Annotated in this window: 11 protein-coding genes; 10 read left to right on the top strand and 1 reads right to left on the bottom strand. The window is 40.2% G+C overall.

Annotated elements, in window-relative coordinates:
* Positions 1–138 precede the first annotated feature (138 nt).
* From NSS67_RS19780 to NSS67_RS19750, 7 genes are all read left to right on the top strand, one after another.
* Positions 139–1392: a YVTN family beta-propeller repeat-containing protein gene (locus NSS67_RS19780; RefSeq protein WP_339315297.1), complete on the top strand. Its 1254-nt coding sequence runs from the start codon at positions 139–141 to the stop codon at positions 1390–1392.
* Positions 1393–1493: 101 nt separating this feature from the next.
* Positions 1494–2279 (top strand): glutamate racemase, encoded by a 786-nt coding sequence (gene murI, locus NSS67_RS19775; protein WP_339315296.1) that lies wholly within the window; start codon positions 1494–1496, stop codon positions 2277–2279.
* 445 nt (positions 2280–2724) lie between these two features.
* The gene (locus NSS67_RS19770) at positions 2725–3693 is read left to right on the top strand and encodes an ABC transporter permease subunit (RefSeq protein ID WP_339315295.1); all 969 of its coding nucleotides are present in this window, start codon (positions 2725–2727) and stop codon (positions 3691–3693) included.
* Positions 3694–3722: 29 nt separating this feature from the next.
* Positions 3723–4619, top strand: coding sequence for a carbohydrate ABC transporter permease (locus NSS67_RS19765; RefSeq protein ID WP_339315294.1), 897 nt, complete (start codon positions 3723–3725; stop codon positions 4617–4619).
* 90 nt (positions 4620–4709) lie between these two features.
* A complete protein-coding gene (locus tag NSS67_RS19760; protein WP_339320640.1) occupies positions 4710–6383 on the top strand; it encodes an extracellular solute-binding protein in 1674 nt (557 codons plus the stop codon).
* 169 nt (positions 6384–6552) lie between these two features.
* Positions 6553–8133, top strand: coding sequence for a response regulator (locus NSS67_RS19755; protein WP_339315293.1), 1581 nt, complete (start codon positions 6553–6555; stop codon positions 8131–8133).
* Positions 8134–8148: 15 nt separating this feature from the next.
* The gene (locus tag NSS67_RS19750; RefSeq protein WP_339315292.1) at positions 8149–9897 is read left to right on the top strand and encodes a sensor histidine kinase; all 1749 of its coding nucleotides are present in this window, start codon (positions 8149–8151) and stop codon (positions 9895–9897) included.
* Positions 9898–9981: 84 nt separating this feature from the next.
* Here NSS67_RS19750 and NSS67_RS19745 read toward each other — a convergent pair whose 3' ends face one another.
* The gene (locus tag NSS67_RS19745) at positions 9982–10188 is read right to left on the bottom strand and encodes a DUF1657 domain-containing protein (protein ID WP_036678243.1); all 207 of its coding nucleotides are present in this window, start codon (positions 10186–10188) and stop codon (positions 9982–9984) included.
* A 209-nt stretch (positions 10189–10397) separates the two neighbouring features.
* On the opposite strand from NSS67_RS19745, the gene NSS67_RS19740 reads away from it, so the two are divergent.
* The 3 genes from NSS67_RS19740 to NSS67_RS19730 all read left to right on the top strand — a co-directional run bounded on the left by NSS67_RS19740 (position 10398) and on the right by NSS67_RS19730 (position 14007).
* Positions 10398–11258: a DUF421 domain-containing protein gene (locus NSS67_RS19740; protein WP_339315291.1), complete on the top strand. Its 861-nt coding sequence runs from the start codon at positions 10398–10400 to the stop codon at positions 11256–11258.
* Positions 11259–11413: 155 nt separating this feature from the next.
* Complete coding sequence (locus tag NSS67_RS19735; protein WP_339315290.1) at positions 11414–12856, top strand: spore germination protein; 1443 nt, start codon at positions 11414–11416, stop codon at positions 12854–12856.
* On the top strand, positions 12853–14007 hold the full coding sequence (locus NSS67_RS19730) for a Ger(x)C family spore germination protein (RefSeq protein ID WP_339315289.1): 1155 nt from the start codon (positions 12853–12855) through the stop codon (positions 14005–14007). The genes NSS67_RS19735 and NSS67_RS19730 overlap by 4 nt, the downstream gene beginning before the upstream one ends.
* The last annotated feature ends 10 nt before the right edge of the window (positions 14008–14017 follow it).

Genomic DNA, 14017 nt, shown 5'->3' with positions numbered 1-14017 from the left:
GGATATAAGGTTTCAAATTTTAACTATCTTAGGTTGTCTAAATCTTCATATTATTGCCCTCACTTCTCTAAGTTAATTGGAATAAACAGTAATTATATTGTGTCTACACAATATTACTAAGAGGAGGGAAGAAGACTTATGGTCATTTTATCTACTGGTCCAATAGAGAATGCTCTGGTCAGCGGTGTCAGATCTACACAGCAGGTCACCGTTAAAATCACCAATAAGAGCGCCATTACTACTTCGACACTTCAAATCCAGGGTTATTATTTAAATGGAAATAGAACGCTTTATGTTAGTGATCTTTTTAATGTGGCTGCTAATCAAGTAATTACGAAAGATTATTATGCAAACTTTGATGGTTTTGAATTTGTATTTATAACTTCGGAAACAGAATCAGACATCGAAATTTCAGTATGGGGCAAAAATTCAGTTGGACAATTAGTAGCGGCCCATAGGTTAGTAACCTCTGAATTGTTGGGAGAAGAGGTGGAGGTAATAGGAGCCACTGGAGCAACTGGAGCAACTGGAGTGACCGGAGCAACTGGAACGACTGGAGCCAACGGAGTGACCGGAGCAACTGGAACGACTGGAGCAACTGGAACGACTGGAGCAACTGGAGTGACCGGAGCAACTGGAACGACGGGAGCCACTGGAGCAACTGGAGTGACCGGAGCGACTGGAACGACCGGAGTGACTGGAACGACTGGAGCGACTGGAGCGACTGGAGCGACTGGAACGACTGGAGCAACTGGAGCAACTGGAGTGACCGGAGCGACTGGAGCCACCGGAGTGACTGGAACGACTGGAGCAACTGGAACGACTGGAGCAACTGGAACGACTGGAGCAACTGGAACGACTGGAACGACTGGAACGACTGGAACGACTGGAGCGACTGGAACGACTGGAGCAACTGGAGCAACTGGAGTGACCGGAGCGACTGGAGCCACCGGAGTGACGGGACCTACCGCTCCGCATTCTGCTTTTCGTGCAGCTAAAGTTGTTACTAGCCAATCAATACCTGCAAATGTTCCCACACAAGTTACGTTCGAAACGGAACAGTTCGATTTGATTTCGGTAGAATATAACCCACTTAACTCTCGTTTCACTTCAGTTGTTGGGGGTGTTTATAACTTTTCCACATCAATCTCCGGGAATAAGAATCTTGCTGCAGATTCCGTGCGTGTGACAATTTTAATTAATGGGGGTACTCCTCAGAATGCAACCATTATTGATACCACAAACTCACCATCTTTTGGAATTATTCTTAGTACGATAGCCTCACTGAACACAGGTGATTTTGTAACTGTGTTAATTACTATTCTAAACGGAGGTAATATTTCTGCATCATCTGAATTTACTCACTTTGAAGGGGCACGATTTCCTTCCTAATTTTCGCGTTGCATAAGCTTGTATTTATGGATAGTTATAAAATAAGTCCAGTGGTGTTAAGATATATTTACTATTATTAATTACATGAGAAGAGTGGAGTTATGAGAATAGGATTTTTTGATTCTGGTATAGGTGGATTAACGGTTCTTCATCAAACATTGAGGTTTCTGCCTAACGAAGATTATCTCTTTTATGCAGATACTAGACATGTTCCCTATGGAGAAAAAAAGAAGGAAGAAGTTAGAGAGTACATTATTAGTGCCGTGGATTTTATTGCTAGTCAAAATGTTAAAGCATTGGTTGTTGCTTGTAATACAGCCACCAGTATCGTGATTGAGGAGCTTCGAGAACGATATGACTTTCCTATACTAGGTATCGAGCCGGCGGTAAAACCAGCTATTGAACAATGGGAGGGAACGGAAAAGAAGGTTCTAGTACTAGCTACAAGCCTAACTTTAAAGGAGAAAAAATATAATGACTTGGTGCACCGTATAGATCAAGGGGAAATTGTAGATAGCTTGCCTCTTCCGGGACTTGTTCAGTTCGCTGAGAGCTTTGAATTTGATAAGAATACAATAGTCCCTTATTTAAAAAGGGAATTATCTTCTTTTGATTTAGGACAGTACGGCACAGTGGTCCTCGGATGCACGCATTTTCCTTATTTTGTGGATAGTCTTAGAAGTGTTTTTCCTGAGTATGTAAATTTCATCTCGGGAAGTATAGGAACTGCAAAAAATCTGCAACGAATCCTCGAATCCAAAGATCAGATTAACCAAGGTACAGGTGATATCATATTTTTTAAATCGGGTGAAAAGGTCGAGGATACATTAACATTATCTAACTATCATAATCTTTTTGAAATGCTAGATAGACTGAACAAAAGATAATAATACGGATAACAGCGACCATAAGTCCAATTATTCATCGCAGTGACTCCTGAAATAGATAAAGGCGAAATTTCATCCAATTAGGAATGAGTATTCGCCTTTGTTTTATGGATTACCAAAACTGGCCCCTTTCCTCAAATAACGAGGAGAGGGGCCAGTTAATCGATATGGAGTTTTCATGGGCCACCAAAAGGTACCTTGATCATTTGAACTTAAGAAACATTAGAGGAGCAGACGTAGAACAAGCTATACCCAAGACAGTGTCAAAGTATCAATAATAGTTGTTTTGTCATATACCTTTGAAAGCGCTTAGATATTAAGATTAATTCATAAGGTTGCAGTTGCAAATCAACGGAGGGAGAGTAGGAGAGCTTGGGCTGTATAAAAGAGAGAAGGCCATGAACATTGCTTTATTATAAGAATCTAGGTTTAGGAGGACTTACATATGGCGAACGCAAGCGTCGCACCAGACAAGACATCAAGACCGAATCTCGACAAGCAAAGAACTAGTGGGATAAGACGCTTTTTTAAGCAAATAGATCTACAGCTTATGGTATTGCCAGCACTCGTTCTAGTTTTTATTTTTGCCTATATCCCCATGTACGGTATTCTTATAGCTTTTCAAGATTACAAGTTAGGTAATAGCTTTATTAGCAGTGATTGGGTTGGATTAAAGCACTTTATTTACTTCTTTAATGCTCCTGAATTTGAAGTGGTTATGAAAAATACAATCATAATCAGCTTACTGAAATTCTGTTTTGGATTTCCTGCACCGATTATTTTAGCGTTAATGCTGAATGAAGTTCGTAAGATGTTCTTCAAACGGGTTATTCAGACAGTTACATACTTGCCTCACTTCTTATCTTGGGTGGTTATCGGCTCAATGGTTACATCGATGCTATCCGTAGATAACGGCAGTATAAATATGCTGCTTGAGAAATTGAAATTTATTGATGAACCGATTAACTTCCTTTCGATGACAGAATATTTCTGGGGCATTCTAGTTACAACCAATGTATGGAAGGAAATTGGGTTTGCCTCAATCGTCTACTTAGCCGCCATTGCTGGTATTGACCCGCATTTATACGAAGCTGCTTCGATGGATGGTGCAAGTCGCTTTAAACAGATATATTTGATTACGTTGCCTTCCATTATGCCAGTTGTAATCATCTTTATGATTCTGGCAATCGGTAATCTGGTGAATGCAGGATTTGAAGATATTTTGATCCTTGCTTCCAATCCGGCTCTACGAGAGGTATCAGATTCAGTTGATGTATATGTTGTACGTGTCGGTATAGATAACTTCAGGTACTCCTATGCGACTGCTATCGGATTGTTCAAGGCCGTTATCAGTGTGACATTACTTACCTTTGCAAATTTCATTGCCAGAAGAGCAGGAAACAGCTTGTGGTAATGAATTACTCAATATAGGGGGACTGAACTATGAAACGTACTAACATAGGAGACCGAATATTTATTGGATTCATATATGTGTTCTTGACCTTACTAGCATTCTCTGCGTTTTATCCATTTTGGAATTCACTTGTGATTTCTTTTAATGAGGGAATGGATACTTCCAAAGGTGGAATTACTTTCTGGGTCCGAGAGTTCACGCTTGAGAATTATAAGATCGTATTTGAAGATTCTCGTTTAATGGGTGGATTCGTTATTGCTACATTGCGAACGGTAGTTGGTACAGTAACAGCGATATTGGCCACTTCGATATTTGCTTATGGGATGTCGAAGCGTGAATTAATGGGTCGCAAATACTACATGATTATGTGTATCATTACAATGTATTTCGGAGGGGGACTCATTCCGTCATACATGCTAATCAGAAGCTTAGGTCTCTTCAACTCATTTTGGGTGTTTATTATTCCCGCACTAGTTAGTGTATGGAATATGATCATATTTCGCACCTTCTTTCAAGGTCTTCCACAAGGCTTGGAGGAGTCAGCGAAGATTGATGGCTGCGGTTACTGGGGAACTTTTCTTCGCATCGTACTTCCACTGTCCGGCCCTGTTATCGCAACGTTATCTTTGTTCACAGCAGTAAATCATTGGAATGAGTGGTTCGTAGCGAGTATTTACATTACGAAAGAGGAGTTAATGCCGATTCAGACCATCTTGAGACAGATATTGTTCTCTAATATTGCTTCAGAACAGCTGTCTAATGTAGATGCAAGTTCCATTGCGCATATTAACTCTGCCAAGAAAATAACGTCGAAGTCATTAACGATGGCTACGATCATGGTTGCAACCATTCCGATTGTATGTGTGTATCCATTCCTACAGAGATTCTTCGTTAAAGGGGTCTTAGTCGGATCATTGAAAGAGTAGGATGATAGAATTAGAGGGAGTTTAGAGCATATTGCTTTGAACATAGATTACAAATTGAAAGGGGAAAATACATTGAAGACTAATAGAAAGATGCTTCTCGGTATGATGTCTACCTTGCTATTGACGACTGTGGTGGCAGGCTGTGGCGGCGGCAACAATTCAAGCGCTCCAGCTGCAACTGCTGAACCAGCGAAAGAAGGAGGGACAGCTGTTAACACAGCAGCAACTGAAGCTCCAGCGGCAGACTTGTATGAGTTAGGGAAAGAACCGCTTGAAGTATCTTTCTACGGGAACTACGGCTGGTATCAAATGCCGAAATGGGGCAAAGATGCTGCCTCCAAATGGATATTAGATAATTTGAAAATCAATGTTACTGGAATTAGCTCTGGTGGTAATAACGCTCAAAAGCTGCAAACGATGATCGTTGGTAACGAGCTACCTGATATTGTGTGGACGGAGAAAGGTGCTGACGTAGAGCGTCTTCGTCAAGCGGATATGCTAGTTCCTTTGGATGAATACATTGATAAATATCCAAACTTTAAAAAGTACTTAACAGCTGGACATTTGGAATTGCTTCGTTCCCCTGATGGGAAAATCTATCAGCTGCCGAATTACTATACAACACAACCTAACGGAAATGCTGGTTATGCTATCAATAAGAAGATTTACAAAGAACTCGGTTCTCCTAAGCTAGAGACTACGGATGATTTGTATGCTTACTTAAATGCAGTTAAAGCAAAGTTCCCTGACGTTATACCGTTCGAGACAGGCTTAGCGAAAGATGGTAACGGTATTGATCAGTTGTTCTCCTCTTTTAAAGAGAATAACCTTTCGTATACTAGAATATACGCAGTTCCTGATGGCGACAAAATGGCTTCCATTTACAAAGATGAAGGTTTCCGTGAGTCCGTTGTTTTTGGTGCCAAATTAATGCGTGAGAAACTAATGACACAGGATGCGAATACCCAAACAGAAGACCAAATCAGAGAGAAAGCGATGAATGGCAAGTTTGCTGTTATTGCGACTTTCGATCCGATGAAGCTGCTCGCTACTGCTGACGAAGAGATGAAGAAGAACAATCCGGAAGATGGTTATATGTTTATTAAACCAATCTACAAACCGGGCTTGGATCAAAGTAAGATTACTCCAGGAACGTACAATCAGTTAGGCTGGAACGTTGCTACAATCACTAAAAACGCTAAAAATCCTGAAGCTGTGTTCGCTATGCTTGACTGGATGACAGGTGCAGAAGGTTCGATGGTGCTTAACTGGGGTCCTCCAGGACCAGACGCTTATTGGGATGGATTTGAAGCAGATGGACTTACTCCTAAATTTAATAAAGATAAATATCTAAATGAGCCAGAAGCATTGTCTGAAATTAGCGGCAAGGCTGGTGACTTGGTATGGGTAGGAAACACGGTTTTCTTGGATAATACGAAGAAAATGATGTTGCAAACCCTTCCAGCTGACAAGATTGACTTTAGTAACCGTTGGCAGATGGAAGTAACATGGGCTTCGCAAGGTGACTTTACGGAGTTCCTAAATTGGGATCCGGCTCCAGACAGTGAAGAAGGTATTATCAGACAAAGCGTCAGAGATATCTGGCTGACAGCTAGAGCGAAATCAATGTATGCAAAAACTGATGCTGAAGCTTTAGCCATTCTTGATAAAGCACATGATGATTCCATGAAGGTTGGATATGAGAAATTCCTTGATTATGTTACAAAAGTATGGACTGAGAACAAAAAAGCTTTAGGAAAATAATAATTAGTAATTCGAAGGTTTGCTACTAGGCAAGCCTTCGTTTTTACGTTCTATTCATATGACTCATTGTTTATAAGCTGATAGACAAATTAATGAATGGTATACTGGAAAAGCGTAATGGTAGAATTTTGAGGAATGGATTTAATGCATTTCAAAGGGGGACTTGTGGATGTACAACGTATTATTAGTAGACGATGAGATGCTGGATCTAGAAGGTATGAGACAATTCATTCCTTGGAAAGAGCTTGGTATGGAAGTTGTGGAGACAGCGAATAACGCATTTACTGCGTGCGATATTTTAGAACAGCGTGTTATTGATATTATCGTTAGTGATGTGAATATGCCGAATATGTCGGGTCTAGAGCTGGCCAGAATTGCCATAGAGAAAAAAAAGGATATACGTGTGATCTTTGTAAGCGGTTACCAAGATTTCAGCTATGTTAAGCAAGCGCTGTCACTAAAGGCATATAGTTATGTCCTTAAGCCAATGGATGACAATGAACTCATTGCTGCACTTCAGAAAGTAAGGCAGGATTTGGACGATGAACGTAAACGTCGTGACGTCGAAGAAGCCTATCAGCATATGATTCCTATGGCTAAAAATGATTTGTTGATACGCTTGTTTGAAGGGGAATGGGAGGGGGAGAGCCAGGCTGGAATGTTGACGCTTGTTAAATCATACGGTCTAGATAAGCTGGAATGGCCTATTCGTGTAGCCGTCTTGGAGCTTGACTATTTCAACTGGCTACAAGGACAGGATAATCTTTCAAAACATCAAATGGCCAAGGACTTTCTTTATGAAGTGAATAGAATTGGTCAGAAGCATGGTATGCCACATTGCTACAAGGTATCGTCCTATCGGATCGCGTTATTGGTAAACGAAAAGGAAATGGATAAGTTTTTTGAAGATATTTACGCCTTGATTCGCGCGAAGTTCCCAGTGACAATGACCGTGGGTGTTGGTAAACCAACGTTTGCAATGGAACAAGTCCACATTTCCTATCGACAAGCAATGGAAGCTGTGGACGGAAAGATGTTTATTGGCAAAGGCAATCTTATTATGTATGAAACCGTAAGTAGCGAGCCTGGAATGATCGATGCTCGTATGCTAGATACCCGCATGGATACGCTGTTTAAAGCGATGAAAGAATATGAGTTAGTTCTTATTTATGATGAGATCGACAAGCTGTTCCGCTCTGTAAGTAGTTTAAGATCCAAATTCACTATTCATAATCTGGCAATGTATATCATTTGGAAGCTGGATCAGCAGTTGAAAGATGTGAGTGAGGATTTATTTGAGATTTTAGGTATGGAGATACATAGTTTAGATGTTCTACACCAATTCGATACGATCAGTGATATACGCTCGTGGCTTGTACTCAAAACGTTTGAGATCTCCGAGTACCTGCGTAGTAAATCAGATTCAGTGAACCATAAATTGATTAGAGAAATCATCCAAACGATGAAGGACAGGATGAGTGATAACTTTACGCTTAAAGATATTGCACAGCAGTTCTCTTTCTCACCGAACTATTTAGGTTATCTATTCAAAGAGGAGACAGGGAAAACGTTCAGTGAAGTACTCAATCAGCTTCGAATGGAACAAGCAGGCAAGCTTTTGAAAGATCCGAAGTGTAAAATCTATGAAATCGCGAGCCAAGTAGGCTATCGTTATCTCCCTTACTTCAGTAAACAGTTCAAAGAGGCATATGGTATGACACCTATGGAGTATCGTAAGCGCGACAAGTGAAGGGAATGAAGTTCAATGAACAAACGAAGAAGACATAAGTACGTGCCGATTGGGTATAAATTAATGCTGACCTATATGTTTTTTATTATTATTCCCATATCCCTGATCGGGTTCGTCTCTCATTCCATGTATAATGAATCATTGCGAGAGCATATCAATACGAATATTAAAGGAACGTTATTGCAGATTCGTGACAATATTGATTATAAAATGGACGAAGTTACTCGAATTTCAACGCAATTATATAGTGATTTTGATTTCTATCGGAATCTACGAAGCTATGAGGAAGGCTGGGAAAATTACGATCGGATGTCTAAAAAGGTACTTCCGAAGCTGGACGTTGCTATTCAATCTACAGGCATAAAGGTTGGAATGTCGCTATTCTTAAAGAATGAATCGATCCCTGAGATCTATTCGAATTCGCTTGAGGGCTATCTCGATAATAGTAGCTTTTATCATCTTTACCACATGAAGCGGATTGAGGGGAAGTCGTGGTATTATGATTTTCCAACTGAAAAATACGCTGAAACTATGAAATGGTGGCAGATTGAGAGCGATGTAGAGAATAATCGCATCTCGTTGCTCCGTAGATTAATTGATACATACGAACCTCTTAAGCCAAAGGAGATTGGGTTCCTGCGGATTAATGTAAGAATTCCAGATCTATTTGACAGTGTCAATTATACGAAGATAGGAAAAGGTAGTAATCTAATTATAAAAAACGAGTTCGGAAAAACGATGTATCAATCGGGTGAACTACCGGAGAACTATACTAATGAAGCCGAGTTAAATAAGAATTACCTGACGATTAAAGAAACGGTTATGGTTGCTAACCAAGCATGGCAATTAGTCGCGCTTGTTCCGATTGCAATCCTTGAAAAGGATGCAATGAAGGTACGTCTGTTTATTATTTTAATGTGTCTAATATGTTGTGTAGTCTTTAGCTTCGTGGGCATATTTATCTCCCGTTATTTTTCGATTCGGATTAATAAGTTCGTATATGTGCTTAATGCCTATCGGGAAGGTGATCTTCACAAACGTATTAAATATCGAGGTAAGGATGAATTCTCTCAAATAGCAACCGCGCTGAATGATATGGGTGAGAATATCGATATGTTGATTAAAGAGGTATATTTGACGCAGCTTCAGAAGAAGGAAGCAGAGCTTGAAATCCTACAATCGCAAATTAATCCACATTTCCTGTACAATACTTTGTCGTCTATTATTCAATTAGCCAAGTTTGGTCAAAATGAGAAGCTGCAGAAGATGGTACTGGAATTAGCGAAGTTTTATCGCCTAACGCTTAATGAAGGACGTACGATGATTCCGGTTCCAACTGAAATTGAGCAAGCAAACGCATATTTAGAAATTCAGAAAATTAAATACGGCGACCGCTTGGAGGTTATGTTTGATTTTGATACAGCGATCTGGCCTTATGAGACGATTAAACTGATTCTACAACCATTTATCGAGAACGTGCTGAAGCATGCTTGGTGCGGCGATCACATTCATCTACGCATTGTTGGCCGTATGGAGGGCGATAATATTCTGTTCCGTATCATTGATGATGGTATAGGGATCAGGCAGGAACGTATTGATCAAATCTTTGATTCTAAGGGTCACACAAACACAGGTTATGGGGTACGTAATGTGGATCAGCGTATTAAACTGCAATATGGACCGGAGTATGGCGTAACTATTTTTAGTCGTGTTGGAATTGGCACTTCGGTTCAAATCCTGATCCCTGCCAAGAAAAGAAAGTAAGCGATATTGTAGTTATATTGTAACGAAGGGGTCTCAAAGCTAGTTATTGCTAGCTTTGAGACCCCTTTGATTTTCAAGTAATAGCTAGAAGCCTTTGTATTGAGGTTCTTCAGACTCTAATTCGGTTACCCGATTTTCAACCTGTGTTACGATTTGTTGAGTCTGCTCAGCTGCATTTGTAAACAGAGTTTTTGCACTTTCGTTTTGTGTCTCTAGTGCAAATTGCTCAAGGCTTGCTTGCGCACCCTTTAAAGAAGATAAGCATGTTTTCACTTGTGAGGCTACTGTCATTAGGTTTCTCTCCTCAAATTCAAATTTTTAGCATGACGCTTCCTATTGTCCTCAACTGCCACTTTTGTTATGCAGGAAAAAAATACAAGCATTTCTTGTAAATCAATTTCCATAAATAAGTAGTGAGATTCCGGATTGAATGAACCTTTTTTGACAAATAATGAGTGTTAATAAACAAGGGTTGATTCAAAAAAAGGAGGAAAATTGTGATGCCGGAGTGGTTGGAGGTTGTAGTACGAACGCTCTTTGCTGTGGTTGTGCTTTTCTTATTAACTAAATTACTGGGGAAGAGACAAGTATCGCAGCTTTCGTTCTTCGAATATATTACGGGGATAACCGTCGGCAGCTTAGCCGCCTATATTTCTTTGGATACGGATAAGCATTGGCATCTAGGACTCATTGCACTGGCTGTATGGGTCGCTTGTTCTTTAGGGATTGAATATCTTCAGATGAAGAGTAAAAAAGCAAGAGACTTCATTGATTTTAAGTCCACTGTACTTATTAAGGACGGAAAAATACTCGAAGATCATATGAAAAAGGAACGTTTAACAACAGATGAATTATTAGAAGAGCTACGTAAAAAAGATGTATTCAATATATCTGAAGTGGAATTTGCGATAATGGAGTCTGATGGAGCGATTAATGTTCTGCTCAAGAGGGAGAATCAACCCCTAACACCTAAACATCTTGGAATTAAGGTTGCTCCAGAAAAAGAGTCACAAGTCGTCATTATGGATGGGAAAGTATTAGATAAACCTTTGGATACATTAAATCTGACTCGCAGCTGGCTTGATGGAGTTTTAGAAAAAATGGGGTTAACCGTCGAGAACGTATTCCTAGGTCAAGTTGATTCTTACGGTGAGCTTACGGTCGATTTGTACGCTGATAACTTTAAAGTTCCACAACCGCAAGATAAGCCACAATTATATGCTTTGCTGAAAAAATGTGAGGCTGATTTGGAAATGTTCAGTTTGTCGACAGAGAACGAAAAAGCTAAAAAAATGTATGAACAATGTTCTGAGCAATTGCAAGCTTCACTTAAAGTCTTGAAACCGTTAATCCAAAATTAGTTTACTACAAACCTCATACAAAAAACAAGAAAGAGCCGGTCAATCGCACCGGTTCTTTCTTTGTCTACAACTTAATGTAGTAGTTAGTATAAACCTCGTAAACCAATGGCAAACTAAGCCAGATCAATAAGTCACATTTTTGGAGGTAACAGCAGATGTCAGGAATTCTAGAAACCATTAAAGAACAACTGGAGGGATGCAGTGATGCGGTTTATCAGTCCATTCGTCTTCATGGCCATTCCTGCCTTTTGATCTATTTACCATCCATCGTTGATTCCAAGACGCTTCATGAGAGTATTGCTGTGCCGCTAAAAACGGAAGCAAATGCAAAGGCAGATTGGCCTAATTTCTTAGAACGTTTGGATCAGGGTGCTATTTTTCCTATTCCTTCTCTCAAAGCGTTTGACCAGAACAAGATTGTAGATCTAATCGTAGCAGGAAAAGCAGTGCTTTGTATTGATGATCTTCCTTATACTTATTATTTTGAAATTACTCAGTATCAAAAAAGATCAGTCTCCGAGTCACAAAATGAGCTAGTAGTTATTGGTCCACAAGAGGCATTCATTGAAGATATTGAAACGAATCTATCTATGCTTCGACATAAGATTAAACATCCAGATTTAAAGACAGTTCATTATTCGATTGGTAAATACACGAAAACTGATGTTTATGTGGTCTACATTGAAGGTTTATACAAAAAAGAGGTTCTTGCTGAAATTGAACAGAAGATGAATGAAATAGATATCGACGGGATATTAGGCATTAGTTATATATCAGAACATTTGAGAAAAGGTAATTATTCACCATTTCCGGTGTTTCAATACACAGAACGCCCCGATTCGATAGCTGCATCTTTAATGGAAGGCCGGATCGGAATATTACAAGATGGCACGCCTACTGCTATGGTAGCACCCACATCCTTTTTCACAATGCTGCAATCCTCTGAGGATTATTATCAAAGCTTTTATGCAGCTAGCTGGATTCGTATCGTTCGATTTTTGTTCTCCATCATATCGATGATTCTTCCATCTCTTTACGTAGCAATTACAACCTTTCATCCTCAGATCATTCCACCGAACCTGTTAATTACGATCGCCTCTGCGAGAGAGAACATCCCGTTCTCAGCGCTCACCGAGGCTTTAATTATGGAGCTTACCTTTGAAGCGCTTAGAGAAGCTGGGACTAGAATTCCTAAGCCTGTAGGACAGACGGTTTCTATTATTGGGGGTATCGTTATTGGTCAGGCTGCGGTGCAAGCAGGAATCGTATCCGCTCCAATGGTTATAGTTGTTTCCATTACCGGAATTGCCACCTATATCATTCCTCATTATGAGCTAGGTCTGACTTTTCGACTACTTCGTTTCCCTTTACTGATTATGGGTGGGACGATGGGGCTGCTCGGTGTGTATATTACAGCCTTCTTGATTTACGGGCACTTAGCTAATCTCAAGCCGCTAGGCACTCCATATTTGCAACCCATAGCGCCATTTGTGCTTCAGGACTGGAAGGACACATTATTTCGCTTTCCCTCGAGCTTTATGACGAAGCGCAGCAGCATCTATACAGATAGGAATCAAAGGAGACAGAAAGAGAAATGAGAATTCTGAAGATAGGAGTGATTGTAATTCTGCTCCTAAATGTAACAGGCTGCAGGTCATCGAAGGTAGAACTGGATGAACTAACTTTTGTATATGGAGTGTTTATCGATAAAGGCAAAGAAGCAGGTACCGTTGAAATTACGATTAACGCACCCTTGCCCAATCGTCTCAACTCCACAGGGCAGCCTGCAAGTAGCGGCGGTGGAGACGGGAATACTTATTCTACAGTTTCGAAGACCGCACAAACAATACCGGATGCCATGCTGTTAATTCAAAAAGACTTAACACGTCAACTTAGTCTTTCTCAATTAAAAGTAATTGTCTTAGGGAAAGCTTATGCCGAACAAGGAATTAGCGAACTCCTATTATGGATTGAAAGAGAACCAAGCCTTCCTCTTGGTACCTATGTTATGGCGAGCCCGGGTAGTGCAAAAGAGATGATTACATTAACACCTATCTACGAACAATTGCCATCGGATGTACTGAAGAACTTTGGATCAGAAAAGTATATGTTCTCAACTACGATTAAGGATTGCTTGTTCGCAGAGGCATCAGGTGTTGGATTTGCTATAAATAATCTTTCATTTGGTAAAAAAGAAGAAACTTCGAATGAAGGTAAATCCCAGTATTGGGCAGGAATTCAAGGAGCCATGCTGTTTCAGAAGGATAAGATGAAAGGAACACTTAAGTTTAAGGAGGGTAGAGCTTTAGCTTGGGCATCGGGCAGGCTCAAGTTGGCAGTTTACTCAGTTGATTGGGATGAGGGACAAAGTGCCGCAAGTGTTGTATTTGTTAGCACCAAATCATCAAAGAAGATAAACCTAACGGACAAGGGGCCTGTTTTCACAGTGAAATTAAAGGGGAAAGCTAGTGTTATTTATTTAAGGGACTCTAAGAACAGGGATCAAGAGGAGCTCAGTCATATTATCACTGAGAGGCTTAGTGATAAAGTCACTTCTAACCTTACGGAAGCAATTCGTTATTCCCAAGAAGCAGGAGCGGATATTCTGAAACTCGGGTTGTTACTGGAATGGAACGATCCTAAGCAGTGGAAGCAGCTTAAAGAGCGCTGGGAGGATTATTATGCCCATGAAGCTGACATTAAGGTGAAGACTGATTTTCGCATTGTAGATTATGGAACAGCAAAATAAAGACAATCAG

The sequence above is a fragment of the Paenibacillus sp. FSL R10-2734 genome, from assembly GCF_037963865.1.
In the GTDB taxonomy this organism is placed as follows: domain Bacteria; phylum Bacillota; class Bacilli; order Paenibacillales; family Paenibacillaceae; genus Paenibacillus_AQ.
This window is presented reverse-complemented; position numbering and strand designations above follow the sequence as displayed.